The sequence below is a fragment of the Pseudomonas sp. AC239 genome (assembly GCF_979258545.1).
Map to the genome: position 1 here is coordinate 1111207 of NZ_OZ409864.1, position 26838 is coordinate 1138044.

General features: G+C 61.4%; 25 protein-coding genes. 15 read left to right on the top strand and 10 right to left on the bottom strand.

The window, feature by feature from the left end:
* The first annotated feature begins 76 nt into the window (after positions 1-76).
* Together ACZ0AZ_RS05125 and ACZ0AZ_RS05130 are read left to right on the top strand one after the other, a co-directional pair.
* Positions 77-751 carry a YciC family protein gene (locus ACZ0AZ_RS05125; protein ID WP_039761773.1) on the top strand — a complete coding sequence of 225 codons (675 nt, stop codon included), beginning with the start codon at positions 77-79 and terminating at the stop codon, positions 749-751.
* Between the two features lie 75 nt (positions 752-826).
* The gene (locus tag ACZ0AZ_RS05130) at positions 827-1906 is read left to right on the top strand and encodes an endonuclease/exonuclease/phosphatase family protein (protein ID WP_463537033.1); all 1080 of its coding nucleotides are present in this window, start codon (positions 827-829) and stop codon (positions 1904-1906) included.
* Between the two features lie 12 nt (positions 1907-1918).
* Here ACZ0AZ_RS05130 and ACZ0AZ_RS05135 read toward each other — a convergent pair whose 3' ends face one another.
* The 3 genes from ACZ0AZ_RS05135 to hrpB all read right to left on the bottom strand — a co-directional run bounded on the left by ACZ0AZ_RS05135 (position 1919) and on the right by hrpB (position 5579).
* Entirely contained in the window at positions 1919-2344 is a 426-nt protein-coding gene (locus ACZ0AZ_RS05135; protein ID WP_129999766.1) for a hypothetical protein, read from the bottom strand.
* A 13-nt stretch (positions 2345-2357) separates the two neighbouring features.
* The gene (locus ACZ0AZ_RS05140; protein ID WP_125918188.1) at positions 2358-2930 is read right to left on the bottom strand and encodes a hypothetical protein; all 573 of its coding nucleotides are present in this window, start codon (positions 2928-2930) and stop codon (positions 2358-2360) included.
* A 129-nt stretch (positions 2931-3059) separates the two neighbouring features.
* Positions 3060-5579 carry an ATP-dependent helicase HrpB gene (gene hrpB, locus ACZ0AZ_RS05145; protein ID WP_463537034.1) on the bottom strand — a complete coding sequence of 840 codons (2520 nt, stop codon included), beginning with the start codon at positions 5577-5579 and terminating at the stop codon, positions 3060-3062.
* A gap of 110 nt (positions 5580-5689) precedes the next feature.
* Here hrpB and ACZ0AZ_RS05150 point away from each other — a divergent pair, with 110 nt between their 5' ends.
* Positions 5690-6109: a hypothetical protein gene (locus ACZ0AZ_RS05150; RefSeq protein WP_016773056.1), complete on the top strand. Its 420-nt coding sequence runs from the start codon at positions 5690-5692 to the stop codon at positions 6107-6109.
* A gap of 13 nt (positions 6110-6122) precedes the next feature.
* The gene (locus ACZ0AZ_RS05155) at positions 6123-7031 is read left to right on the top strand and encodes a cation diffusion facilitator family transporter (protein WP_463537035.1); all 909 of its coding nucleotides are present in this window, start codon (positions 6123-6125) and stop codon (positions 7029-7031) included.
* A gap of 20 nt (positions 7032-7051) precedes the next feature.
* Here the strand turns inward: ACZ0AZ_RS05155 and ACZ0AZ_RS05160 are convergent, their stop codons facing one another.
* Entirely contained in the window at positions 7052-8014 is a 963-nt protein-coding gene (locus ACZ0AZ_RS05160) for a DUF6515 family protein (protein WP_463537036.1), read from the bottom strand.
* A 451-nt stretch (positions 8015-8465) separates the two neighbouring features.
* On the opposite strand from ACZ0AZ_RS05160, the gene ACZ0AZ_RS05165 reads away from it, so the two are divergent.
* Both ACZ0AZ_RS05165 and ACZ0AZ_RS05170 read left to right on the top strand, forming a co-directional pair.
* The gene (locus ACZ0AZ_RS05165; RefSeq protein ID WP_007909658.1) at positions 8466-8945 is read left to right on the top strand and encodes an Lrp/AsnC family transcriptional regulator; all 480 of its coding nucleotides are present in this window, start codon (positions 8466-8468) and stop codon (positions 8943-8945) included.
* A 169-nt stretch (positions 8946-9114) separates the two neighbouring features.
* Entirely contained in the window at positions 9115-9324 is a 210-nt protein-coding gene (locus tag ACZ0AZ_RS05170; protein ID WP_016773053.1) for a DUF2788 domain-containing protein, read from the top strand.
* Here the strand turns inward: ACZ0AZ_RS05170 and ACZ0AZ_RS05175 are convergent.
* From ACZ0AZ_RS05175 to ACZ0AZ_RS05190, 4 genes are all read right to left on the bottom strand, one after another.
* Positions 9319-9954: a pseudouridine synthase gene (locus tag ACZ0AZ_RS05175; protein WP_039761782.1), complete on the bottom strand. Its 636-nt coding sequence runs from the start codon at positions 9952-9954 to the stop codon at positions 9319-9321. The two genes, ACZ0AZ_RS05170 and ACZ0AZ_RS05175, sit on opposite strands and share 6 nt — an antisense overlap.
* A gap of 72 nt (positions 9955-10026) precedes the next feature.
* Complete coding sequence (gene amn / locus ACZ0AZ_RS05180) at positions 10027-11526, bottom strand: AMP nucleosidase (protein WP_200890480.1); 1500 nt, start codon at positions 11524-11526, stop codon at positions 10027-10029.
* A 183-nt stretch (positions 11527-11709) separates the two neighbouring features.
* Entirely contained in the window at positions 11710-13359 is a 1650-nt protein-coding gene (locus ACZ0AZ_RS05185) for an acyl-CoA dehydrogenase family protein (RefSeq protein ID WP_463537037.1), read from the bottom strand.
* Between the two features lie 95 nt (positions 13360-13454).
* Positions 13455-15806 (bottom strand): 7TM diverse intracellular signaling domain-containing protein, encoded by a 2352-nt coding sequence (locus tag ACZ0AZ_RS05190; protein ID WP_463537038.1) that lies wholly within the window; start codon positions 15804-15806, stop codon positions 13455-13457.
* Between the two features lie 490 nt (positions 15807-16296).
* On the opposite strand from ACZ0AZ_RS05190, the gene ACZ0AZ_RS05195 reads away from it, so the two are divergent.
* The 4 genes from ACZ0AZ_RS05195 to ACZ0AZ_RS05210 all read left to right on the top strand — a co-directional run bounded on the left by ACZ0AZ_RS05195 (position 16297) and on the right by ACZ0AZ_RS05210 (position 19814).
* Positions 16297-17094, top strand: coding sequence for a hydroxymethylpyrimidine/phosphomethylpyrimidine kinase (locus ACZ0AZ_RS05195; RefSeq protein ID WP_129999758.1), 798 nt, complete (start codon positions 16297-16299; stop codon positions 17092-17094).
* A gap of 18 nt (positions 17095-17112) precedes the next feature.
* Positions 17113-17736 carry a thiamine phosphate synthase gene (gene thiE, locus ACZ0AZ_RS05200; protein ID WP_039761790.1) on the top strand — a complete coding sequence of 208 codons (624 nt, stop codon included), beginning with the start codon at positions 17113-17115 and terminating at the stop codon, positions 17734-17736.
* A gap of 15 nt (positions 17737-17751) precedes the next feature.
* Positions 17752-19035 carry a glutamate-1-semialdehyde 2,1-aminomutase gene (gene hemL, locus ACZ0AZ_RS05205; protein ID WP_463537039.1) on the top strand — a complete coding sequence of 428 codons (1284 nt, stop codon included), beginning with the start codon at positions 17752-17754 and terminating at the stop codon, positions 19033-19035.
* 224 nt (positions 19036-19259) lie between these two features.
* On the top strand, positions 19260-19814 hold the full coding sequence (locus tag ACZ0AZ_RS05210) for a tetratricopeptide repeat protein (protein ID WP_064364065.1): 555 nt from the start codon (positions 19260-19262) through the stop codon (positions 19812-19814).
* Positions 19815-20005: 191 nt separating this feature from the next.
* Here the strand turns inward: ACZ0AZ_RS05210 and ACZ0AZ_RS05215 are convergent, their stop codons facing one another.
* Positions 20006-20335, bottom strand: coding sequence for a DUF1820 family protein (locus tag ACZ0AZ_RS05215; protein WP_016773045.1), 330 nt, complete (start codon positions 20333-20335; stop codon positions 20006-20008).
* Positions 20336-20467: 132 nt separating this feature from the next.
* On the opposite strand from ACZ0AZ_RS05215, the gene miaB reads away from it, so the two are divergent.
* The 5 genes from miaB (at position 20468) to lnt (ending at position 25880) form a co-directional block, all read left to right on the top strand.
* Positions 20468-21796, top strand: a complete 1329-nt coding sequence (gene miaB, locus ACZ0AZ_RS05220; protein ID WP_129999755.1) for a tRNA (N6-isopentenyl adenosine(37)-C2)-methylthiotransferase MiaB — start codon at positions 20468-20470, stop codon at positions 21794-21796.
* A 214-nt stretch (positions 21797-22010) separates the two neighbouring features.
* A complete protein-coding gene (locus ACZ0AZ_RS05225; RefSeq protein WP_039761794.1) occupies positions 22011-23009 on the top strand; it encodes a PhoH family protein in 999 nt (332 codons plus the stop codon).
* Positions 23002-23496, top strand: a complete 495-nt coding sequence (ybeY, locus tag ACZ0AZ_RS05230; protein ID WP_463537040.1) for an rRNA maturation RNase YbeY — start codon at positions 23002-23004, stop codon at positions 23494-23496. The genes ACZ0AZ_RS05225 and ybeY overlap by 8 nt, the downstream gene beginning before the upstream one ends.
* 5 nt (positions 23497-23501) lie before the next feature.
* Positions 23502-24341 (top strand): HlyC/CorC family transporter, encoded by an 840-nt coding sequence (locus tag ACZ0AZ_RS05235; protein WP_007909641.1) that lies wholly within the window; start codon positions 23502-23504, stop codon positions 24339-24341.
* Positions 24342-24356: 15 nt separating this feature from the next.
* The gene (gene lnt / locus ACZ0AZ_RS05240) at positions 24357-25880 is read left to right on the top strand and encodes an apolipoprotein N-acyltransferase (RefSeq protein ID WP_463537041.1); all 1524 of its coding nucleotides are present in this window, start codon (positions 24357-24359) and stop codon (positions 25878-25880) included.
* 116 nt (positions 25881-25996) lie between these two features.
* On the opposite strand, the gene ACZ0AZ_RS05245 is transcribed toward lnt, so the two are convergent.
* Positions 25997-26758 carry a YdcF family protein gene (locus tag ACZ0AZ_RS05245; protein WP_129999752.1) on the bottom strand — a complete coding sequence of 254 codons (762 nt, stop codon included), beginning with the start codon at positions 26756-26758 and terminating at the stop codon, positions 25997-25999.
* Positions 26759-26838: the final 80 nt, after the last annotated feature.

Genomic DNA, 26838 nt, shown 5'->3' on the forward strand with positions numbered 1-26838 from the left:
CGAATGTTTACGTTTGTGTCGCCCCGCGTTGCATCGGTTAAAGTGAGCCACTGTTTTCGACCTGCGATACCGACTGATGAATGCCCTCGAAGTACTGCGCGACTCTTTGTATTTTTTCAAACGCCATCTGGGCAGCATCGTGCAGCTGTGCCTGCCGCTGGTGATTGTCGAAGCCTTCTTGCAGCAGGCAGTTGATCACGCCACCGGGCCGGACACCTTTGCCGGCGTCAGCATCATCGTCGGTCTGCTGGTGTATCCGCTGTACACCGCCGCACTGATCCTGTTTCTCGATGCGCGCAGCCGTGGCGAGGCGCCGCGCAACCGCGACCTGTTGGCGATGGCCGCCACCCTGTGGCCGCGCTTCGCCGTGCTCACCGCGCTCAATACCTTGCTGATTCTGCTCGGCCTGTCGCTCTACTTCCTGCCGGGCCTGATGCTGATGGTCATGCTGGCCTTCGCCGAGTACCTGCTGGTCCTGCGCGGCCTCGGCCCGTTGCAGGCGATGAAGGAAAGCCTGCGTCTGACCCGTGGGCATTTCTGGCGCATTCTGCTGTGCATTCTCTGTGTGATGACGCCGCTGTGGCTGCTCAAGGGCGCGACGCTGGCGGTCTATCCCGAGCCGCAGAATCCGCTGATCGCCGGGCTGATCGACAGCGCTCACAGCTTCCTGCAACTGTTCACCAGTGTGGTGCTGTTCCGCCTGTTCATGCTGATCAGCGAATTGCCTGACAAACGTAACGGAGCGGTCTGACCGCGCCGCGCTTGGGCTTCGCCGCTGCCGTCAGGTATGCTCGGGGCCACTTTCTGTAACGCTATAAGCCGAGCCATGACCCGTCTGCTGCGCTACACCCTGCTCCTCGTCATTCTCGCCGTCGTCCTGTTCGGCGTACTGCTGTTCAGCCTGACCTGGCGCCCCGACGCTCGCGAAACCCTGCCGGTCAGTTGCGGCGCTACCGCGCCGACGCTGGTGCCCGGGCAAGCGCTGAAAGTCATGACATGGAACGTGCAGTTCCTCGCCGGCAAGCGCTACGTATTCTGGAATGATCTGGCCGAAGGCGACGATGAAGCGCCGACTGCCGAAGACATGGCGTTCAGCCTCGACGAAGTAGCGCGGGTGATTCGTGACGAACAACCCGATGTGGTGCTGTTGCAGGAGCTCGATGACGGCGCCAAGGCCAGCGATTACCAGAACCAGCTCAAACTGTTACAGGAACGCGTCGCCGATCTGTATCCATGCAGCACCAGCGCGTTCGACTGGAAAGCCGATTTCGTCCCTGAGCCACACATCTACGGCAGCGTCGGCCGCCAGTTGGCCACGTTGAGCCGCTATCGCATCGAACACGCCGAGCGCCTGCAACTGCCCGTCGCACCGAGCAACTTCATCAGCCGCCAGTTCCAGCCCAAAGACGCTTTGCTCGCCGTCAAACTGCCGCTCAGCGATGGCGGACAACTGACCGTGTTCAACACCCACTTGCAGCGCGCCAGCCAAGCCGACGGCAACGTGCAGGCGCAAGTGGCTGCCGTGGCCAAAGTCCTCGACAAATATGAAAGCCAGGGCCTGCCGTGGCTGATCGGTGGCGATTTCAATCTGCTGCCGCTGGGCCAGTATCGACGCCTGCCGGTCGAGCGCCGCACGCCCTACTCTGCCGACAGCGAACTGCATCTGCTGTGGGACAAGTACCCGATGATCCCGACCAACAACGAGGCCGGCGGTATCGATCGAGCCAAATGGCTGACCCATTACCCCAACGACCCCGGCCTCAATGGCCCGGATCGCACCGTCGATTATCTGTTCTACAGCCCCAAGCTCAAACGTGTGCAAGCGCAGGTGCGGCAGGACGATACCTTGCGCATCTCCGATCACTTGCCGGTGATTGCGCGGTTCCTGTTGCCCGCTGCGCCGTAATCGCTGTAGCCCTCACAGGCCGGGCGGAACGTAGCCGGGAACATAGCGAACGTTGGTGCATTTGCCATGCAGGATTCGCCCGTCTTCGATCAGAAACTGGGCGATTTTCTTCTGCTGATTGACCTTCGCCTGCAACTTGCAGTTTGAGCTGTGCCCGACCTGCTGGTAATGCTCGGTGTACACCATGCCATTGCCGGTATGGTTCATCGAAGTGCCAGCCGCTTCGGTGGTGGTCCAGCTCGAGGACTTGTACCAAGTCAGCACGGCCAAGGGTTCGCCATTTGGGCCGATTTCTTTTTTCATCGAATCGGGCGTGCCGAACAGGTCCAGTGCCTCCTGCATATCACGGCCTTCCCAGCGGCTCTGCGCAATGGTCGAGCAGCCGCTCAACAGCCATCCTGCCAGCAGGGTTGCCAGCCATAAACGTGTGGTAGTCATTGGATGCTCCGGCTTATTTCTTCAGTTCGAGCAGGCTGTCGATGTTGTCCATCATCTGGCTCTTTTGCTGAATCGGCGCGAGCTTGAAGAACATCTGCTGCAGCATCTCGATCATTTGCAGGTATTCCATCTTGCCCACGGCGGCCATGTCGTTTTTCGCGCGACTGCCCGGCGCACAGGCAAACTTCAGCGCTTGCTGGACCCAGAACTCTTTCGGCGCCTGCCATTGGTTGGCAACTTTGAGATGACGCATGGTGTAGGCGAGACGCTCAATGGACTGGCCATTGATAAAACGCACCTTGCCCGTAGAGCATTGGGCTTCGAGGTTATAGACGTCGATCATCGGTTTGCCCGGCTCTTCATAAACCAGAGTCACCGCGACCATGGTTGCGCCTTTGGTTTTCTGCGAAGGCACCACCGACGTCGCATCGGCGACGTACATGATGTTTTTCTGGGGCACGCCGTTGCCGTAGATAATCCACCAGTCGCCAATCGGATCGGGCTCTTCGGCCATGGCCGAACTGGAGGCGGCCAATAGCGCAGCCGACAAGAAGATCAACTTCTTGAGCTTGAAAAAAGTGGTCATGGGCAGTTCCGTTCCTTGGGCGCAAGTTGCCAGGCAACAAGGCTGTTATTGTTCAGGCGGCGATTTTGCGAGCCGGAACAACCAAGGGCAATTAGCACGGATGGGCTAATGGCGCGCAGCCATTGCGGGTCAGGTGCCGCGTGGTTTCGCCCGCGCCGTGGCTTCGGCGACCAAGGGATCGTCCGGCCAATAGTGCTTCGGATAGCGCCCCTTGAGATCCTTCTTCACCTCGGCATAGGTGCTGCGCCAGAAGTTGGCCAGGTCCTGCGTGACCTGCACCGGCCGCCGCGCCGGCGACAGCAGATGCAGCTTGACCACTTGCCGGCCACCGGCAATCCGTGGCGTATCGGCCAGACCAAACAGCTCTTGCAAACGCACCGCGAGAATCGGTGGATGTTCGCTGTAATCCAGACGAATCGATGACCCCGACGGCACGCTCAAATGATGCGGCGCCAGTTCGTCGAGCTTCTGCGGCAGCGGCCACGGCAGCAGATTACGCACGATGCTCGACAGGTCGAGGCTGGCGAAATGGCTGAGCCGCGAGACCTTGCCCAGATACGGCATCAGCCAGTCTTCCAGGGTATTCAACAATGCCGCATCGCTGACATCCGGCCATTGGCTGTCGTCCTGAGTGTTCAGATCGAGCTGACGCAACAGCGCCACCCGCGCCTGCCACTGGCGCAGTTCCGGCGTCCACGGCAACAGCTCAAGACCCTTGCGCCGCACCAGACTGACCAGGGCCTGACTGCGCGCGTTTTCATCCAGACCGGGCAACGGTTCGCGGCTCAGAATCAGCTCGCCGACCTTACGCTGGCGCTCGGCACGCAGCACGCCTTCGCGTTCATCCCAATCGAGTTGATCGACGCTGCGCACTTGCTCGGCGAGCACCGAATCGAACAGCGCCAGATCGAAATCCGCCGCCAGATAGATGCGTTCTTCGCGCTGGCCCTGACGGCTGCCGAGGTCGGCAATAACAATCCACTCGTGCTTCATCAGGCTATCGGCCTCAGCGAACAGCGCCGCGCGACCGTTGGCCAAACGGTATTCGGCCCCACCGGCACGCCGTTGCTGGGCGACACGATCCGGGTAGGCCAGCGCCAGCAGCGCGCCGAGCCAGCGCGGATGCTCGGGATCGTTTACCGGTTCGCTCGGCTTGCCACGCAAGTAGCCGCGATACTGCCGAGCCAATTGCCGGGCGCGTTGCACCCCGCCCTGCGCGCCACGACCGGCACGTTCTTCGCCAGAAAGCAGGACCAACCGGCTGTGCAGATCCGCGCCAGCGCCGCGCAGGATATCGCGCTCGCCGAGCAGCGCCGCCACATCGCAGGCCATCGCCGCCAGCCCCAATGCCTGACCGCGCAACAGCAAATGCGCGATGCGCGGATGCGCCGGCAGTTCGGCCATGGCCTGGCCGTGGGCCGTCAGCGTGTCGCCGTGCAAGGCGCCGAGGCGTTGCAGCAGATCCTGCGCTTGGGCATACGCGGCGGCGGATGGCACGTCGAGCCAGACCAGTTCGCCCGGCGTCACGCCCCAGCGCCCGAGTTGAAAAGCGAGGCTGGCCAGATCCGCCGAGAGAATTTCCGCGCTGCCATAAGCCGCCAGTTGTTCGTGCTGATCCTGTGACCACAAGCGATAACACACGCCCGGCTCCAATCGCCCGGCGCGGCCGGCACGCTGGGTGGCGCTGGCCTTGGAGATGCGTTGGGTGTCGAGGCGGGTCATGCCGCTGCCCGGATCGAAACGCGGCACCCGCGCCAATCCGGCATCGATGACCACGCGTACGCCGTTGATGGTCAGGCTGGTCTCGGCAATGTTGGTTGCCAGCACCACTTTGCGCTGACCGGGCGGCGCCGGGTCGATTGCCGCGCGTTGCGCATTGAGTTCGAGTTCGCCGTGCAACGGGCACAGCAGAACGTCTTTGCGCTCGCCGATTGCGTCGACCAGTTGCTGATGTACGCGACGGATCTCCGCCTGTCCCGGCAGGAACACCAACAGGCTGCCGGTCTCGTCGTGCAGCGCTTCGAGTACGGTTTGGGTAACGCGCTGGTCGATGTATTCACCCGGTTGGAACGGCCGGCCCCAGCGCATCGTCACCGGGTACATGCGCCCTTCACTGCGCAGGATCGGCGCGTCATCGAGCAAGCCGGCCAGGCGCTCGCCTTCGAGGGTGGCCGACATCAGCAGAATCTTCAGCGGCTGTTCAGCGCGAAACAGCTCGCGACCGTTCAGACTGAGCGCCAGCGCCAGATCGGCGTCGAGACTGCGTTCATGAAATTCGTCGAAGATCAGCAGGCCCACACCGTCCAGCGCCGGGTCGTCCTGCAAGCGCCTGGTGAGGATGCCTTCGGTGACCACCTCGATACGCGTCTTCGGGCCGACCTTGCTGTCGAGGCGGATGCGATAGCCGACGGTTTCACCGACCTGCTCGCCGAGCTCGCTGGCCAAACGCTCCGCCGCCGCCCGCGCAGCCAGACGTCGGGGTTCGAGCATGACGATGGTCTGCCCGGCCAGCCAGGCTTCGTTGAGCAAGGCCAAGGGCACGCGGGTGGTTTTACCGGCGCCGGGCGGTGCTTCGAGCACGGCTTCGTGGCGTGACGCGAGGGCTTCACGCAGGGCGGGTAAAACATCGTCGATCGGCAAAGAAATCATGCTGGCTCCCAAACAGAGGGCCGAGTATAACGGCGAACTGCCGGGCGTTCGTCAGGGTCTTAACTTCACAAGACGAAGCTTCGTTATTTGATGACTCAGGAGACATTTCCATGCGCTTACCCTCTCGCCTGATCGGCGGTGTTCTGGTTGCCACTCTGCTCACGCAACTGTCGGCGTGCGGTTCGATTTTCTACCCGGACCGCCGTGGCCAGATCGACGGCAAGATCGACCCGGCGATTGCCGTGCTCGATGCCGTCGGCCTGCTGTTCTACATCATTCCCGGACTGATCGCGTTTGCTGTCGACTTCGCCACTGGCGCGATCTATTTCGAACCGGGCCACACCGCGCAGATCGATCCGGCCAAGCTCAAGCAAGCCATCGGCCCGGATGGACAGGTCGACAATCACAAGTTGCAGGCGATTCTTGAGAGCGAGCTGGGAAGAGACTTTCCCCTCGACGATCCACGCTTGATCCAGCACAAGGGCAGCACTCAGCAACTGGCGATGTTCGGCCTGCAACCCGCCGCTTGAATAAGGACGATCAATGACCTCCAGCCCCGAACACGCCCGCCTGCTGCGACTGGCGACCCGCGCCTCGGTGGCCGTCGCCTGCACGCTGATCGTCGCCAAGGCGATTGCCTGGTGGCTCAGTGGATCGGTGAGCATGCTCGCCGGCCTCACCGACTCGGCGCTGGACGGCGTCACCTCGATGCTCAATCTGCTGGCAGTGCACTACGCCTTGCGCCCGGCGGATGACGATCACCGTTATGGCCACGGCAAAGCCGAATCGCTGGCGGGCATGGCGCAGGCGTTGTTCATCGGTGGCAGCGCGGTGTTGATCGCGTTTCAGGCCTACCAACGCTTGCATACGCCGGAGCCGCTTGGCGCGCCGTGGCTGAGCATCGGCGTGATCGTATTTTCGCTGTTGCTGACGGCGGCGCTGCTGATGTTGCAGCATCGAGTGATCAAGCAGACCGGCTCCAACGCGGTACGCGCCGACTCGTTGCATTACCGTTCGGACCTGCTGCTCAACGGCAGCATCCTCATCGCGCTGGTATTGGCGGGAATGGGTTTTGCGCAACTGGACGCGTGGTTCGGCCTGGGGATCGCCGCGTACATTTTCTGGAGCGCGATCCAGATCGCCCGGGAAAGTTTTTCGGTGCTTATGGACGAGGAACTGCCGACCGATGTCAGCCAGCACATGCTCGAACTGGCCTGCAGCGTCCCCGGCGTGCTCGGTGCACATGACCTGCGCACGCGAATATCCGGCAACCACTGGTTTGTGCAATTGCACCTGGAATTGCCGGGCGAACTGACCCTGTCAGTCGCCCATGGCATCAGCGATCAAGCAGCGGCGGCAATACACAAGGCTTATCCCAAAGCCGAGGTACTGGTCCACGCCGACCCTGTAAAAACAGCCACAAGCGAAAAGCCTCTAGCTTCAAGCTTGTAGCTTGTAGCTTGTAGCTGCCCCTATCTGACCTGATAACCGCGACTGTTCAGGCAGTTGCCCTGCGCCTGGCGATAGGCCTGAACCACTTCGGGTGCCGGTTGGTAGGTCGCGGTGCGCGGGTCGAAACCGCTTTGCTGCACGGCGTACTGAGAGCACTGGTAACCGTCCTGCTGCACTTGCTGCGGCGACTGGCCGTTGGCCGGGTAGGCTTCGACGTCATAGCCCTGAGCTTGCGGTTGGGGCGGTTGCTGCAGCGGCGGCTCGACCACCACGTAATCCTGCGTCGCCTCTTGATAGGCGTAATACGAACCGGCAGCGAGGAACAGCAGCGAGCCGCCGACCCACACTTCACGGGCGTAATCCGGCAAATACTGAATGCGGATCCCGCGCGGTGGTTGCACGACGATGTAGCGCGGGCCTTGCGGGCGATACCAGTAGCCGCCGGAATAGAAGTAATCCTGACCGCGATACGGCACGCGGTAATCACGATCCGGGAAACGATCGATCACATGGCCCGGACGATACTGCGGGCCAGGACCCCAGCCATTGCCATGACCGTTCGGCCGTCCCGGCCAGCGGTTGTCATCGGGACGCGGCCGCGTCTGCCACTGTTGATTGTGGTAACCGTTCTGCGGGCGCTCGTCGCGGTAGTAACCCTGACGCGGCTCCTGAGTCTGGTGCACGGCGTCGGGACGCGGCTGGATCGGCAGACTGTTGGCCGGTAATAGTGGCGGTGGTGGCGGTTGGCGAACCGGGTTGGGGTTGTAGGCCGGGCGGTTCTGATCCCGGTTCTGCCATTGACCGTCATTGTTATGCGGCTGGCCGTTGTGCTCGAACTGACGGCTATTGTCGCCACGAATGATCCCGTCGTTCTGCGGCCCGTTGCCAGGCCCTCGGTTCTGCGGCTCATCGGCCAGCGCTTGCGCACTGACAACCACACAGAGCAAACCAACACCGGCCAGACGCCAGATGCGCGAATTCATGCTTTTCCTCACTGCGGGAGCCTGTCGTTGGGAGGGCTTGTTGCTGAGACTCGGAACTACCCCACCGGGTTCTGCAACAGGTTATCAGTCGCGCGACTTATTTATTGAGGCGCCAACATGAAATCGCAGGCAAGAAAAAAGGGAGACCCGTCGGCCTCCCTTCTGGAGATACTTCGTCCTGGCTCGACGCTTTTGACGTCGGCTCACCTCACGCCGTCTTCTGGACAGTGTGCAGCTCGGGGGCCGGCACATCCCCGGTGGGGGTGGCGGCCGCGGCGGGCCTGATTGGGCGAACCGCGTGGACTGTGTTACCGAGCAGTGATTCTGGTAATAAGAATAGGCCTGAAGCCGCGACAGAGGATTGCGAAAATTGCTCAATTAAACACCGCTTGCGCAATTTTTAACCCTGGATAGATAATCCGCCGCAATAGTTACGACCAAGGACAGATTGATGAGCAAACTCGACCGGTATGACCTGAGTATTTTGGCGGAATTGCAGCGCGACGCCCGTATTTCCAACCAGGAACTGGCCGAGCGCATCGGTCTGTCGCCCTCGCCTTGCTCGCGCCGGGTCAAGCAGCTGGAAGACGATGGTTATATCTCGCGCCAGGTTGCCCTGCTCGATCGCAAGATGCTCGGCTTGAGCCTGACCGCGTATGTGCTGATCGGCATGGACCGGCACACCCCGGAACGCTTCGAGAATTTCGAAGCGGCAATCCGCACATTGCCGCAAGTACTGGAATGCAGCCTGGTGACCGGGGTGGATGCCGACTACCAGTTGAAAGTGGTGGTGCCGGATATGGATCACTATCAGAAACTGCTGCTGGGGCATCTGACCCGGATTGAAGGGGTTACGAGTGTGCGGTCGAGTTTTGTGCTGAATCAGGTGCTCAACAGCACCGAACTGCCGCTGACTCATTTGCGTAGCTGAAATCGCTTTCGCGAGCAGGCTCGCCCCCACAGGGGAATGCATTTCAACCTGTGGGAGCGAGCCTGCTCGCGAAGGGGCCAGCACAGGCGACGCAGATCAATGCCACCCCACCGACCATGGCGTATACTCGCCGCCGCCCTTTCAGCCCTGCCCGCGCCGGAGATCGCCAATGGATCCAGCACTGTTCGAAGAATGGATGATGACCGGTCTGGTCAGCATCCTGATCATTTTCATGGGTTTCATCGTCTGGGATCTGGCGAAGAAGTCCAAGGCCGGGCGGTTCGGCTCGTTCATTCTGTTTTTCGTGCTGGGCCTGGGCGTGGCCGCGTTCATCATCAAGAGTGTGGTGATCGGCCTGATCGAATCCGGCGCCTTATAAGCGCGCCGGCACTTCCCGCCACTGGCCCTGATCCAGCCCTTCGATGGTCCAGTCACCAATCCTGACCCGCACCAGCCGCAAAGTCGGCAATCCGACCGCTGCCGTCATGCGCCGCACCTGACGGTTGCGCCCTTCGCGAATCACCAGTTCCAGCCACGAAGTCGGTATGGTCGCGCGAAAGCGTACCGGCGGATTGCGCGGCCATAACTGCGGCTCAGCCAGTTGCCGCGCTTCGGCGGGCAGGGTCATGCCGTCATTCAGCTCGACACCATCACGCAGGCGCTGCAACTGCTCGGCCGTCGGCTCGCCTTCCACCTGCACCCAATAGGTCTTCGCCAGCTTGTGTTTGGGATCCGCGATGCGCGCCTGCAACTGGCCGTCGTTGGTCAGCAGCAACAAACCTTCGCTGTCGCGATCCAGACGTCCGGCCGGATAAATCCCCGGCACATCGATGTAATCCTTGAGCGTCGCCCGCCCTTCACCGTCGCTGAACTGCGTCAGCACATCGAAGGGTTTGTTGAACAGGATCAGTTTCGGCTCGGCCGGTGGTGCCTTGGCAACACGGCGCGGGGCAGAAGACTGAGGCTTCGCGCCGGGGCGGCGGGAAGGTGGACGCGGGGGACGGGACATAAGAGACAGAACATTTAGCGATCAGGGCTGACAATGCTAGTGCCCCGACCGCCAAATGACCACGACTAAGCGTTACCGGAACGGCGGCTCGTCGAAGCTGCGCAGTTTGCGCGAGTGCAGCGAATTGAGTTCGGTGCGCAGCAGATCCACCGCTTCGATGCCGATTTTCAAATGCTGGCTGACTGCGCGTTCATAGAAGGCATTGGCCGAGCCCGGCAGTTTGATTTCGCTGTGCAGCGGCTTGTCCGAAACACAGAGCAACGTGCCGTAGGGCACCCGCAGGCGATAACCCTGCGCGGCGATCGTGCCGCTTTCCATGTCCACCGCCACTGCGCGGGACAGGTTGATCAGTGGCCGTTCCTGAGCCCAGCGCAATTCCCAGTTACGGTCGTCGTAGGTCAGAACCGTGCCGGTGCGCAGGCGCTTCTTCAGATCGTCGCCCTTCTCGCCGGTGACATTCGCCGCTGCCTGCTGCAGAGCAAGCTGCACTTCGGCCAGTGCCGGGATCGGAATATTCGGCGGCACCACGCGATCGAGAATGCCGTCGCGACGCATGTAGGCGTGGGCCAGCACGTAGTCGCCGATAGTCTGCGACTGACGCAGGCCGCCGCAGTGGCCGATCATCAGCCAGCAATGCGGGCGCAGCACGGCCAGGTGATCGGTGATGTTTTTGGCGTTGGACGGGCCGACGCCGATATTCACCAGCGTCACACCGTGGCCATCGCTGGCGATCAGGTGATAGGCCGGCATCTGGTAACGGTGCCAGACCACACCGGCGGCAATTGCCGAAGCTTCGCCGTGGTCCATGCTCTTCTCGATGATCACATTGCCCGGCAGGACCATGCGCACGAAACGCGGATCGTTGCGCAATTGCTCAAGACCATGAACGATGAACTGGTCGACGTAGCGGTGATAGTTGGTCAGCAGAATCCACGGCTGCACATGACGCCAGTCGCTGCCGGTGTAATGCACCAGACGGCGCAGGGAGAAGTCCACGCGCGCGGCGTCGAACAGCGCCAGTGGCAGCGGATCGGTGTTTTCCCAGTCATAGAGGCCGTCGGCGATGCCATCGGTGGCGGCGGACAGATCCGTGCTCGGGAACACCCGCGCCAGCACCGCCGCAGTGACACCGGAGCCGGCCAGTTCATCGCCCTGCTCGACCACGTACGGATACGGAATGTTCTGCTGGCTGACGCCGACTTCGACGGTCACGGTGAAGTCATGCATCAACGGTGTCAGCTGTTCAAGCAGGTATTTGCGAAAGGCCGCCGGGTGGGTGACGGTGACGCTGTAAGTGCCCGGCAACTGCACCTTGGCGTAAGCGCGGGTGGTCTGCGGCACTTCACCCTGGCAGTGGTAGGTCAGACGCAATTCGGGATAACGAAACAGGGCACGCTGTTCGGCGTCGGGCTCGACGCGGTCCTTGAGGTAACGCTTGAGGGCAGAATTCAGCGCAGTGGTGGCCCGCTCATGCAGCTCGGCCAGACGATCCACGGCTTGTTCGGCGGTTTGAACGACAATAAACGCTTCGGTCACGATCAGCTTCCTGTGTTCTGACTTGCAGGGCTTCATCTTGCCTGCATCGTGGACGCACGGGAACAGTGGCGTTGTGGCGATACTTAAATCTGCAGACCAATGATGTCCCCTGTGGGAGCGAGCCTGCTCGCGAATGCGGTGGATCATCCAATAAAGATGTCGACTGACACACCGCTTTCGCGAGCAGGCTCGCTCCCACAGGGGGAGATTTGAGGTGGGTCAGAAAAGCTGTGGAGTCGAGCGGGCGACGATCGCTTCGACGTCCAGCCCACGCGGCAACGCGCCGTAGACGCGACCTCCACCGCTCAGACGGCTGGCAATAAAAGCATCGCTGACGGCTGAATTCCCCGCCTCCAACAGGAGTTTGGCCTGCAATCCAAGGGCAATGTCTTCGGTCAACTGCCGCGCCCGATACTGAATGTCACTGGTGTCCTTGAACTGCGCCTGCAATTGCTGGATATGCGCGGCCAGACGTTTGTCGCCATGGCCGTCGCCCAATTCGCTGAACAGCACATCGAGCACGCCTGGCTCCTTCGAAAGAGCGCGCAGCACGTCGAGACATTGCACATTCCCCGAACCTTCCCACGTCGAGTTCACCGGCGCTTCGCGGTACAGGCGTGGCAGGATGCTGTCTTCAACGTAGCCGGCGCCGCCCATGCATTCGGCGGCTTCGTTGATCATTCCTGGCGCGCGTTTGCAGATCCAGTATTTGCCCACCGCCGTCACCAGCCGCGCGAATTGCGCTTCGTGGCGATCATCCAGATGATCCAGCGCCTTGCCCATGCGCAGACTCAGGGCCAGCGCGGCTTCGCTTTCCAGGGCCAGATCGGCCAGCACGTTTTGCATCAACGGCTGCTCGCTGAGCAATTTGCCGCCAACCTTGCGGTGCGCGCAGTGATGGCTGGCCTGGGTCAGCGCTTGGCGCATCAGCGAGCTGGAACCGACCATGCAATCGAAACGGGTCATCGCCACCATCTCGATAATGGTCGGCACGCCGCGCCCTTCTTCGCCGATCATCCAGGCCAGCGCGCCACGAAACTCCACTTCGCTGGAGGCGTTGGACTGGTTGCCGAGTTTGTTTTTCAGACGCTGGATGTAGAACTGATTGCGCCTGTCGTCCGGGCGATGGCGCGGCAGCAGGAAGCAGCTCAAGCCCTTGTCGGTTTGCGCCAATGTGAGGAAGGCGTCGCACATCGGCGCCGAGCAGAACCACTTGTGCCCGACCAGCTCATAAGCCTGACCCGGGCCGCTGGCGCCGACCGGGTAAGCCTTGGTGGTGTTGGCGCGAACGTCGGTGCCGCCCTGCTTCTCGGTCATCGCCATGCCGATGGTCACGCCGGCCTTGTGCGCCATGCCGACGTTGCGCGGATCGTATTCGGTGGCGAGGACTTTCGGCAGCCACTGTTCGGCCAGGTCCGGCTGCAAGCGCAGGGCCGGCACGCTGGCAAAGGTCATGGTCAACGGGCAACCACTGCCGGCTTCGGCCTGGCTATGCAGATAGGTCATCGAAGCGCGGGCGACATGGGCACCGTCCTGCGGGTGTGCCCAGGGCAGCGAGGTCAGGCCATGCTCGATCGCGCTGCGCATGAGCTCGTGGTAAGCCGGGTGAAATTCGACCAGATCGATGCGGTGACCGTAGCGATCATGGCTGGCAAATACCGGTTTGTTCTGGTTGGCGAGAAACCCCGCCTCCATCAAAGGCCCGCCCGCCAGTGCGCCGTAGGCATCGATACGCGACTCGGCCCAACCGGCGCCAAAACGCCGCGACCACTCCTGTAGCGGCAGGTCGATGCGGTACAGGTTGGTGCCGTCCAGCGACGGCGGCTGATTGGTGACTTCGTGGGTTTCGGCGAACTGATGCAGGTTCATGACGGCACTCCGTGTTCAGCAATGGCACCAGTTAAGCACTGGTGCTTTTTTGAACAAAGTGTCATACGCGCCGTTTTTGCGGCGCTTTTACCCCATCAGCAGCTGAGCACGCGGCGCTGCAATGCAGCTTGCAGATCCTCGAATTTCACCGGTTTGGGCAGATAGTCGATCGCCGCGCTGGGCGCGCATTGCTCGCGATCCGCGCCCAGCGCCAGCATGAACACCGGCAGGTGCGCGCAGCCCGGCAGCGCGTGGATCTGGCAGCACAGCGATGCGCCTTCGTGGCTGGGCAACTGGCAGTCGATCAGCACCGCATCGAAGCTTTCCCGTTGCAGGCAGTCCAGCGCAGCGGCGCCGTTATCAGCGCTGCGCACGCGGAAACCGAGCTTGAGCAACATGCCGCGCATCACCAGTTGGTTGACGCTGTTGTCGTCCACCAGCAGCACCGTGCAGTCCTGCGGCGCACGCGTGTAATCGCGGGTCGGCTGATCCGCAGGTGTTTCGATCACCGGCAGTTCGAATTCGACATCGAGCTGGAAGCGGCTGCCGCTTCCGGGCTCGGAGCGGTGGGTGAGTTTGCCGCCGAGCAATTCGACCAGTTGCCGACAGATCGCCAGACCCACCCCCAGGCCGCCGTATTCGCGAGTCATCGAACCGTCGAGCTGGAAAAAACGCTGATACAGCGTGGCCTCGCCCAGATCAGTGAAACCGATACCGGTGTCGATCACCGCAAACGACAGCGCCATGCGGTTATCCGTCGACGGCCGCCCGGTAACGCGTAGCGCCAGGCCGCCGACGCGGGTGAACTTGATGGCGTTGTCGAGCAGGCATTCCAGACACTGCGCCAGTTTCGCGCTGTCGCCATGCAGGCGATCCGGCAGGGTCGGCAAGACCTCGACCTTGAAATCCAGCGACTTGCTCGTCGCATTCCCCTCGAACTGCACGCGCAATGCCTCGACTACGCCGCGCAGGCTGAACGTACCCGGCGACGCCTTGAGCTTGCCGGCCTGCAATTCGGTGAGTGTGAGAATGCCATTGACCATGCGCATCATGTCGCGGGCAGAACCGGCGGCGGTCTGTTGATATTGCTCAAGCTCGGGATCGAGGTCGACGGTCTGCATCAGCTCCAGCGAACCGATCACGCCGTTCATCGGCGTGCGCAGTTCGTGGGTCAGGGTGGCGAGGAATTCATCTTTCAGTTTGTTGCTGTGGGCCAGTTGCTGGTTGAGCACTTCGAGTTTCTGCCCGGCGTCGTACAGCGTCTGCGCCTGCTGCTCGCGCATGGCGTTGATGCGATCGGCCAGCGCCAGCGACAGCAAAGCCACCTCGATGGCCGAGCCGATCTGGCTGGCGTACATGGTCAGGAACACGTTGGGCAGCAAGCCCAACACCATCAGCGTATTGACGATGCCGCCGAGCAAAAATGCCGACCAGGCGATGATGAAGTAACGCGCCACCCGCAAGCCGCGCCACCAGGCGAGAATCCCGGCGGCAAAGATCACCACAGTGAAGGTCAGCGCCAGTGTGGTCGCCAGGCGCAGGGCCAGGGCGTAACTGGTCATCAGCGACAGACCGATCACCAGCGCACTGAAGGCAACCAGACCGATCAGCAAACGGTCCAGCCAAGGGCTGTGAGTCTTGGTCTGCAGGAAACTGCGAGCGAACTGGCTGCCGAACAGCCCGGCGCAACCGATGAAAAACGGCGTCGCGGCGTTGGCCCACCACGGGTTGTCTGGCCAGAAATACTCGACCGCCGCGCCGTTCACCGACAATTGATAGAGGCCGAATGAGCCAATGTAGAAGATGTAATAGAGGTAACTGGTGTCGCGCACGCTCAGGTAGATGAACAGGTTGTAGACCAGCATCCCCAGCAGCACGCCATAAATGATGCCGAGCACATACAGGCGCACCGGTTGGTCTTCGAGGTACGCGGTGCTCGACCACAACGTCACCGGCGCCTGGATCGAGCCTTCGCTGGCCAGGCGCAGGTACAACGTCTGTTGCTGATTCGGTTTGAACGGCAGATCGAACAGGTAATTGTTCTGGCGGATCTCGCGACTGGCGAAAGGCAAGGCATCGCCGGTCTGGCGCACCAGTCGGTATGCACCGGTGGCATCAGGCAAGTAAAGATCGAGGTGATCAAGCGGCGGATAGGCCAGTTCCAGCAACCAGGTGCGCTGGGCGGCCGGGTTGCTCGGGCGGTAATGCAGGTCGATCTTCAGCCAGAATGCCGAACGCGAGTAACCGGCGTTCAGCGTGGCTTTGTCGTGGGCTTTGAACTGGCCGGCGGCATCTTGCGCGCGGACGTCGGCAATCGTCGCCTGACCGCTCGGGTCTTCGAACACTTGCAGCGATCGGCCCAGTGGCAGGCTCTGGGTGAATTCGTCGAATTCGACGGCGCTCGCCATGAGGGGCAAGCAGAACAGCAACATCAGCAAATAGCGCATTGAAGCCCCAGCGTGGCTCGTCCGGTTGTGTCAGGAAGCCCCCCATTCCCTTTGAGTAGACGTAAAACCGGTATTACCTGTGATTGTTTGGATCCAGCCTAGCATAGCCGTTGATGGCCATTGAGCACCATGGAAATTTTTCCTACAACAGCTCTAGAACGGGCGTTCCAGGGCAAAGCACCGAGATAGAGCTGTTGGGTTGGTCAACTCGCGCCGACGGCCTCATTGATAGGTGACCAATTGTGGCGAGGGGATTTATCCCCGTTCGGCTGCGAAGCAGTCGCAAGTCCATCCAGCGAGGTGTGTCAGAAAGAACCGGATTGCAGGGTTTGGGGCCGCTTCGCAGCCCAGCGGGGCGGTGCGACGTTTCGCTAAATCCCCTCGCCACAGTTGTGGTTCATCTCATCACTGCAGTGTTGTCAGACAATCTGTTGCGGATCGCTGTCAGGACTGAACCCCAAAATCAGCTTTGGTGGTAAGCTCGCGCACCATGAATATCTACAGCTCCCGCCCCGTTGTCCTCTGTCTCTCCGGCCACGACCCCAGTGGTGGCGCCGGCTTGCAGGCAGATATCGAAGCCTTGCTCGCGCAGGGTTGCCATGCGGCTCCGGCCGTCACCGCCCTGACCGTGCAAGACACCGTCAACGTCACTGACTTCCGCGTCCTCGACCGTGAGTGGGTATTGGCCCAGGCCAACGCCGTGCTCAACGACTCCGAAGTCGCGGCGGTGAAACTGGGCATGCTCGGTTCGCTGGAGATGGTCGACACGGTTGTCGAACTGCTCTCTGCGCACCCGCACCTGCCAGTGGTCTGCGACCCGGTGCTGCGTGCCGGCGGCGGCGGACGCCTGGGCAAGGACGAGGTCGGCTACGCGATGCGCGAGCGTCTGTTGCCGCTGTCGATCATTGCTACCCCGAATCTTCCCGAAGCGCGAATCCTTGCCGAACTGCCCGAGGGTACGGCCGACGAGTGCGCGGAAAAACTTCTGCCATTCATCAAAAATCTGCTGATCACCGGCGGCCATGGCGACGAAACTGAAATCCACAACCGTGTGTACAGCCGCGACGGCCTGCGCGAAACATTCATCTGCCAGCGTCTGCCGGGTAGCTATCACGGCTCCGGCTGTACGCTGGCCAGCGCTTTGGCCGGGCGACTGGCCCAGGGCGAACACCTGGCCAGTGCCGTGCGCAGTGCGCTGGATTACACCTGGCGGACGCTGCGCGATGCCGAACAACTGGGTAAAGGCCAGTTCGTGCCGCGTCGCCTGCCGCTGGATTTCTGCTCGTAACCTCGTGAGGTCTGCCCGATGAAACTACGTGGCCTGTATGCCATCACCGACAGCCAGTTGCTGGCCGGGAAGTTTCTGTCTTACGTGGAGGCGGCACTGGAAGGTGGCGTCATCCTGCTGCAATACCGCGACAAAAGCAGCGACGAGGCCCGCCGCCTGCGCGAGGCCGAAGCGCTGCGCAACTTGTGCGAGCGCTACAAGACGCAGTTGATCATCAACGATGACGCCGAACTGGCCGCGCGCCTCAACGTCGGTGTGCATTTGGGCCAGACCGACGGCCCGCTGTCGCCGACCCGCGCCCTGCTCGGTTCGAAAGCGATCATCGGCTCCACCTGTCACGGGCAGATCGCCCTGGCCGAACAGGCCGCCAAAGAAGGTGCGAGCTACGTCGCCTTCGGCCGCTTCTTCAATTCCACCACCAAACCCGGTGCACCGAGTTGCAGCCTCGGCTTGCTCGACGAAGCCAAACGCACGCTGCACTTGCCGATCTGCGCGATTGGCGGCATCACCCTCGATAACGCCGCGCCGCTGGTCGAGCACGGTGTCGATCTGCTCGCCGTGATCCACGGTTTGTTTGGCGCCGAGAGCAGCGCCGAAGTGACCCGCCGCGCCCGCGCCTTCAACGAACTTCTGAAAATCTGATTTGAGAGCCCGATCATGTCTCGTTCCGAAACCCTGTTTGCCAATGCTCAGAAACACATCCCCGGCGGCGTAAACTCGCCGGTGCGCGCGTTCAAGAGTGTCGGCGGCACCCCGCTGTTCTTCAAACACGCCGAAGGCGCTTACGTCACCGACGAAGACGACAAGCGTTATATCGATTATGTGGGTTCGTGGGGGCCGATGATCCTCGGCCACAGCCATCCGGACGTGCTCGACGCGGTGCGCAATCAGCTGCAACACGGCCTGTCCTACGGCGCGCCGACCTCGATGGAAACCGAGATGGCCGATCTGGTCTGCTCGCTGGTGCCGTCGATGGACATGGTGCGTATGGTCAGCTCCGGCACCGAAGCGACCATGAGCGCGATTCGTCTGGCCCGTGGTTTCACCGGCCGCGACAGCATCATCAAGTTCGAAGGCTGCTACCACGGCCACTCCGACAGCCTGCTGGTCAAGGCCGGTTCCGGCGCATTGACCCAGGGCGTACCGAGCTCGGCCGGCGTGCCGGCAGCGTTCGCCAAACACACCCTGACCCTGCCGTTCAACGACATCGACGCAGTTGAAGCGATGCTCGCCGAAGTGGGCGAAGAGGTGGCGTGCATCATCGTCGAGCCGGTCGCCGGCAACATGAACTGCGTGCCGCCAGCGCCGGGCTTCCTCGAAGGCCTGCGCTCGCTGTGCGACAAACATGGTGTGGTGCTGATCTTCGATGAAGTGATGACCGGTTTCCGTGTCGCCCTCGGCGGTGCCCAGGCGCATTACGGCGTGACGCCAGACCTGACCACATTCGGCAAGATCATCGGCGGCGGCATGCCGGTGGGTTGCTTCGGTGGCAAGCGCGAGATCATGCAGCGCATCGCCCCGCTGGGTCCGGTATATCAGGCCGGTACGCTGTCGGGTAATCCACTGGCGATGGCCGCCGGCCTGACGACTCTGCGTCTGATCAGCCGCCCGGGCTTCCACGCCGAACTGACCGAATACACCGCGCGCATGCTCGACGGCCTGCAACAGCGCGCCGATGCCGCCGGCATTCCGTTCGTGACCACTCAGGCCGGCGGCATGTTCGGCCTGTATTTCAGCGGCGCCGACGACATCGTCACCTTCGACGACGTGATGGCCAGCGACGCGGCACTGTTCGGGCGCTTCTTCCACTTGATGCTGGAAGGTGGCGTGTACCTGGCGCCGAGCGCTTTCGAAGCCGGTTTCACCTCGATCGCCCACGGCGAAGCCGAGTTGCAACTGACGCTGGACGCTGCCGAGCGCGCCTTCGCCGCATTGAAATAATCGCCGCACCGCTGACGTTGGCTATAGCCAGCGTCAGCTTTCACCTACATAGCCACGGTTTTTCCGACGTGTCTGCGCAAAACCTGCCTGAATCGGCCGATATATTCCCCACGCAGCAGAAAAACGAGTAAAGACTTTGTAAGGTTGGCCTCGCTTATTTCATAATGCGCGCTTATTGGATCCCTCGACGGGTCCGCGTGCCCTTCAGAGGTAAGTCGATTCCCATGAACCGCACCGGCCGCACCCTTGCATTGGGCTGCCTGTTGCTCCTTCAGCCCCTGCTCGCGCATGCACAAGCAGGCGGCAACTCGTTGTTGATCCCGGCGATGGGTCGTTGCACCCTCAATACTCAGCCGCAAGACGTCACGCAGGCATTGGCCGCCTGCCAGAAAGCGGCGGATGAAGGGGACGCGCAAGCGCAATACGAGTTGGGTGAGTTCTACTACGACGGCAAGAACGCGCCGCGCGACCTCAATCAAGCCCTGAGCTATTTCGAAAAGGCCTCGCTGCAAGGCCACGCCCAGGCGCAATTCAAGCTCGGCAGCATGTTCTTCCACGGTGAAGGCGTGCAGGCCAACAATATCCAGGCCTACATCGTGCTGAAGATGGCAGCGGTCAACGGTGCCGAAGAGGCGCTGGACACGGCCGACGAAGTCTCGGAAAAAATGTCCCGCGAAGATCTCGAAACCGCCACCCAGGTGCTCGGGCAGATTTTCCGCAAATACCTGATGGAACTGCAGAGCGCCGATGGGCGCACGCCATTCTCCCCTCTGCCCTAAAGGCTGTGGAGATGACCTGTGGCGAGGGGATTTATCCCCGTTGGGCTGCGAAGCGGCCCCAAAACCTGCAACCCGATTCTGTCTGACACACCTTGCTGAATGGAGCTGCGACTGCTTCGCAGCGCAACGGGGCGGTGCGACGTTTCGCTAAATCCCCTCACCACAAACTCATTCCAATCCAGAATCCGCTGTTACTTTTCAGGCATCGGCATCGGAAACGGCATGACATTGCCGACCGCACCACGGGCTTCGCTGATTTTCGGTGTGCCCAGACGTTCCACCTCGTCGATGCGCACGATCGAATGCATCGGCACAAAGCTGCGCACCACGCCTTCGAACTGCGCCTTGAGCTTTTCTTCGCTCGGATCTACGACCATTTGCGTGCGCTCGCCAAAGACGAATTCTTCAACTTCCAGGAAACCCCACAGATCACTCTGATAGATCTGCTTGGCGTACATTTCGAACACCTGGCCCTGGTTGAGGAAAATCACCTTGTAGATTGGAGCTTCGCGTTTGGTCATGGCGGGCGGATAACATCGGGGTAAAAATGAGGGCGCGAACTATAGCATAGCCACCGGACGCACAGCGGTAGGAACCTGACGGCTTGTTCCCTATAATGCGCGGTTCTTTGAATCACGTGACGACACTAATCCATGGCCAAGAAGCTTTACATCGAAACCCACGGTTGCCAGATGAACGAGTACGACAGCTCGCGCATGGTCGATCTGCTGGGCGAACATCAGGCCCTGGAAGTCACCGCCCGCGCGGAAGACGCCGACGTGATTCTGCTCAACACCTGCTCGATCCGCGAGCGAGCGCAAGACCGCGTGTATTCGCAGCTCGGCCGCTGGCGCGAACTGAAACTGGCCAATCCGGACATGGTCATCGCCGTCGGCGGTTGCGTGGCGAGCCAGGAAGGCGCGGCGATCCGCGATCGCGCACCGTACGTCGACGTGGTGTTCGGCCCGCAGACCCTGCACCGCCTGCCGGAAATGATCGACGCCGCACGCAGCAGCAAGCTGCCGCAGGTCGACGTGTCGTTCCCGGAAATCGAAAAATTCGACCACCTGCCCGAGCCGCGTATCGACGGCCCGAGTGCTTACGTGTCGGTGATGGAGGGCTGCAGCAAGTACTGCACGTTCTGCGTGGTGCCGTACACCCGCGGTGAAGAAGTCAGCCGACCGTTCGATGACGTGATCGCGGAAATCATTCACCTCGCCGAACACGGCGTGCGTGAAGTCACCCTGCTAGGGCAGAACGTCAACGGCTATCGCGGCCAGACCCACGACGGTCGTCTGGCCGATCTGGCCGAGCTGATTCGTGTGGTCGCCGCTGTCGAAGGCATCGACCGCATTCGCTATACCACGTCGCACCCGCTGGAGTTCTCCGACAGCCTGATCCAGGCCCACGCCGAAGTGCCGGAACTGGTCAAACACCTGCACTTGCCGGTGCAGTCAGGCTCGGATCGTATCCTCGCGGCGATGAAGCGCAACCACACGGCGCTGGAGTACAAATCCAAGCTGCGCAAATTGCGCGCCGCCGTACCAGGGATCTGCATCAGTTCGGACTTCATCGTCGGCTTCCCCGGCGAAACCGAGAAAGACTTCGAACAGACCATGAAGCTGATCGCCGATGTCGGCTTTGATTTCTCCTATTCGTTCGTCTACAGCCAGCGTCCGGGCACGCCCGCTGCCGATCTGGCCGACAACACCCCGGAGGAATTGAAGAAAGAACGCCTGAACGCGCTGCAACACCGTTTGAATCAGCAGGGTTTCGAAATCAGCCGACAAATGGTCGGCTCGATCCAGCGCATTCTGGTGACCGATTATTCAAAGAAAGACCCGGGCGAACTGCAGGGCCGCACCGAGAATAACCGTATCGTCAACTTCCGCTGCGACAATCCCACCCTGATCGGCCAGTTCGCCGATGTGCACATCGACGCCGCGCAACCGCACTCACTGCGTGGTTCTTTAATTCAATAACGCCGCATTTCTCCTGTGGAAGCGAGCCTGCTCGCGAAGGCGGTCTGTCAGACACATCAATGTTGAATGTGTCGGCGCCTTCGCGAGCAGGCTCGCTCCCACAGGTAAAGCGCAGCGGCGCTGATCGGCTGAGATATTTAAGAGCTTTCGCCCCCACGCCTCTGGCGTTATCCTTGATTTCACCTCAATTGCCCCAGGGCGGCTAAATACGACCTTGAACGCACCTATCGAACCACATCGTTTTCTCCTTGAGCCTTTTGAGGCTCGCCGCTTCGCCAATCTGTGCGGGCAATTCGACGAGCATCTGCGCTTGATCGAACAGCGCCTGGCCATCGAGATCCGCAATCGCGGAAACCAGTTCGAGCTGATTGGCGACCCAAAACTCACCACGTCCGCGGAAAACCTGCTGCGCCGCCTGTACCGGGAAACCAAGGGTACCGAGCTGTCGCCCGATCTGGTGCACCTGTTCATCCAGGAATCGGCCGGCGACGATCTCGACAATCCAGCCCCTGCCGAACCGACCGTCGCCCTGCGCACCAAGAAAGGCATGATTCGCCCGCGCGGCTTGAATCAGCAGCGCTACGTGAAGGAAATCCTCGGCAACGACATCAACTTCGGCATCGGCCCGGCCGGTACTGGCAAGACCTATCTGGCGGTAGCTTGTGCGGTTGATGCCTTGGAACGTGAGCAGATCCGCCGCATCCTGCTGGTGCGTCCGGCGGTCGAAGCGGGTGAAAAACTCGGCTTCCTGCCCGGCGACCTGTCGCAGAAGATCGACCCGTACCTGCGCCCGCTGTATGACGCGCTGTACGAAATGCTCGGTTTCGAATACGTCGCCAAACTCATCGAGAAACAAGTGATCGAGGTCGCGCCGCTGGCCTACATGCGCGGTCGCACGCTGAACAACAGCTTCATCATTCTCGACGAAAGCCAGAACACCACCGTCGAACAGATGAAGATGTTCCTCACGCGGATCGGCTTCGGATCTACCGCCGTGATCACCGGCGACATCACCCAGGTCGACCTGCCGCGCGGCACCAAGTCCGGGCTGCATCACGTCATCGAAGTATTGAAAGACGTGCCGGGCATCAGCTTCACCCACTTCCAGCCCAAAGACGTCGTGCGCCACCCGTTGGTGCAGCGGATTGTCGAGGCCTACGAGCGCTTCGAGACCCGTGCCGAAGCCGCGAAGGAAGCCTCGCGCGATGCTTGAGCTGGATCTGCAAATCGCCACCGAGGCCAGCGCGCCGAGTGAAGTCGAGTTCCGCCAGTGGTGCGAACTGGCCCTGCGCCAGCGCACCGCTGATTCGGAAATGACCATTCGTCTGGTCGACGAGGAAGAAGGCCGCGAACTCAACCACACCTGGCGCCACAAGGATTACGCGACCAACGTGTTGTCGTTCCCGGCCGAAGTGCCTGACGAGTTTCTCGATATCCCGCTGCTCGGCGATCTGGTGATCTGCGCGGCCGTGGTCGAACGCGAAGCCGCCGAGCAGGGCAAGGAACTAAAGGCCCACTGGGCTCATCTGGTCATTCACGGCTGCTTGCATCTGCTCGGTTACGACCATATAGATGACGACGAAGCCGAGGAAATGGAAGCACTGGAACGCGAGTTGCTTGCTGAACTGGGCTATCCCGATCCGTACGCGGACGACGAAACCGAACATTCCCCCATCGTTACAACAAAGGATTCAGAGTAATCGCTATGAGCGAAGATCGATCGAGCAACGGGCAGAAGTCATGGCTGGGTAAACTGACCCAGGCTTTTGCCCACGAGCCGAAGAACCGTCAGGAGCTCCTCGAGCTGCTGCGTGATGCACATCAGAACAAACTGCTGGACAGCGAAGCGCTGGCCATCGTCGAAGGCGCCATTCAGGTGGCTGACCTGCAAGTACGCGACATCATGGTCCCGCGCTCGCAGATGATCAGCATCAAGGCAACCCAGACACCCCGCGAATTTCTCCCTGCCGTGGTCGACTCGGCCCACTCGCGCTATCCGGTCATCGGCGAGAGTCATGACGACGTGATGGGCGTGCTGCTGGCCAAGGATCTGCTGCCGCTGATCCTCAAGGAGAACGGCGACAGCTTCAACATCAAGGACCTGCTGCGCCCGGCCACCTTCGTGCCGGAGTCCAAGCGCCTGAACGTGTTGCTGCGTGAATTCCGTGCCAACCACAACCACATGGCCATTGTCATCGACGAATACGGCGGCGTGGCCGGTCTGGTGACGATCGAAGACGTGCTGGAACAGATCGTCGGCGATATCGAAGACGAACACGACGTCGAAGAAGACAGCTACATCAAGCCGCTGCCCAGCGGTGACTTCCTGATCAAGGCGCTGACGCCGATCGAGAACTTCAACGAGTTCTTCGACAGCGAGTTCTCCGATGACGAATTCGACACGGTCGGCGGTCTGGTGATGAGCGCGTTCGGCCACTTGCCAAAACGCAACGAAATCACTGAAATCGGCGCCTATCGTTTCCGCATTCTGAATGCCGACAGCCGTCGGATTCATTTGCTGCGTCTGACGCCAATCGCTCGGTAACCATTAAGGAAAGAAATGCGCTGGACTACCCGCCCCGGCTGGCCCGGTAACCTGCTGGCCGTGGCGGCCGGTGCAATCACCACCTTCGCGCTTGCGCCGTTCAACATCTGGCCGCTGGCTTTGCTGGCGGTCGGCTTGTTCTATGCCGGTTTGCGCGAGCTGAGTCCGCGTCAGGCGCTGGGTCGTGGCTGGTGCTTCGGTTTCGGCCTGTTCGGCGCCGGCACCAGCTGGATCTATTACAGCATTCACCATTTTGGTGGCGCTTCAGTGCTGCTCGCCGGGTTCCTGATGCTGCTGTTCACCGCAGCGATCGCCTGGTTCTTCGCCCTGCCCGCCTGGCTGTGGGCGCGCTGGTTGCGCCGCAATGAAGCGCCAGTGGCCGATGCCTTGGCGTTTGCTGCGCTGTGGGTCGGGCAGGAGGCATTTCGTGGCTGGTTTCTTACCGGTTTCCCGTGGTTGTACTCCGGTTACAGCCAGCTCGACGGCCCCTTGGCCGGGCTTGCGCCGGTCGGTGGCATGTGGCTGGTGTCGTTCGTTCTAGCGTTGACCGCAGCGCTGATCTACAACGCGCGGCGCTTGTTGCAGACGCGTCGCAAGGGCTTTATCGCGGCCGGTCTGGTACTTCTGCTGGGCCCTTGGGTGGCGGGTATCGCCCTCAAAGGCCACGCGTGGACCAGCCCGTCCGGCGCACCACTGACGGTCGCCGCAATTCAGGGCAACGTCGCGCAAAGCATGAAATGGGACCCGGCCGAGCTCAACGCGCAACTGGCGCTGTACCGTGATCTGAGCTTCCGCTCCAAACCGGTCGATCTGCTGATCTGGCCGGAAACCGCCGTGCCGGTGTTGAAGGAGTCCGCCGAGGGCTACCTGACGATGATGGGCAACTTCGCCGCCGAGCGTAAATCGGCGTTGATCACCGGTGTGCCGATTCGTCAGACCGTGCATCACGAGCGGCGCTTCTTCAACGGCATCACCGTGGTCGGCGAAGGCGACGGTACTTACCTGAAGCAGAAACTGGTGCCGTTCGGCGAATACGTGCCGTTGCAGGATGTGTTGCGCGGTTTGATCGCGTTCTTCGACCTGCCGATGTCGGACTTCGCGCGCGGCCCGTCGGATCAAGCGCTCTTGCAAGCCAAGGGTTACCAGATCGCACCGTTTATCTGCTACGAAGTGGTCTATCCGGAATTCGCTGCTGGCCTGTCGGCACGCAGCGATCTGCTGCTGACGATCAGCAACGACACCTGGTTCGGCACCTCGATCGGCCCGCTGCAACATTTGCAAATGGCGCAGATGCGCGCACTGGAAGCCGGACGCTGGATGATCCGCGCGACCAACAACGGCGTTACCGGCCTGATCAACCCGTTCGGGCAGATCACCGAGCAGATTCCGCAGTTCGAACAAGGCGTGCTGTACGGCGAAGTGGTGCCGATGCACGATCTGACGCCATATCTGCAGTGGCGCTCGTGGCCGCTGATCGTATTGTGCCTGCTGCTGTTTGGCTGGGCGCTGATGGCCAGCCGGATGTCGAAGACCCTCTGAGAAATGTGGCGAGGGGATTTATCCCCGCTGGAGTGCGCAGCAGTCCCCTCTTCTGAAGGTAAGAGAGGGGCCGCTACGCGCCCCATCGGGGATAAATCCCCTCGCCACAATGATCTTCAGCGGTAAAACAACGAATAGCCCACCTGCCCCACCGCTTCATTGAGCAACTGCCCGCTCTGCCAGATCGATTTGAATTCCGGCAACCAGCCGCCAAACGGGCGAGCGTTATCGGTACCGAGGAAACCCACCGGTGCCGGCACCACTTCAAACCCCGCCTGTTCAAAGCTCCACACCGCCCGCGGCATGTGCCACGCCTGCGTCACCACGACGACCCGCTTGATCCCCTGCGGCAGGAGAATATCCGCCGTCATCTTCGCGTTCTCCCATGTGGTGCGGCTCGCGCCTTCTTGCCAGCGCACCGTTACGTCGAAATCATCACGCAACGAATCCGCCATCAATTTCGCCTCGGTCGGTGGCGTACCGTAATGCAGACCGCCGCTGGTCAGGATCGGCAAGCCCGATGCCTTGGCCAGGCGTGCGGCGTAACGCTGACGCTCCAGTCCGACGCCGGTCGGCTGATCTTCGCCCCAGGCCAGATCACCGCGCTCACGCCCCGAGCCCAAGACCACAATCGCATCGGCGCGTTGCGCCAGGGTTGCCCACTCCTGACGGGGCAGCGGTGGCTCGCGCTCCAATGCCTTGGCGCCCCACTGCACCACCACCGGCAGGCTCATCAACCACAGGCCGCCAAAACCGAGGGCAAAACACACGCCCGCCAGGCGCGGCCGGGAGCGGCGCAGCCACCAGGCGGCCAGCAACAGCAGCAAAAGAATGCCGGGCGGCAGTAAAAGTTGTTTGATGAAATAGCGAAAGGGCATCGGGCATCTCCAAAGATGCCCGAAGCCTAAGAGTGTTAATTACGAGTTACAACCAATAGGCGGGATCCTGTTGCAAAAGA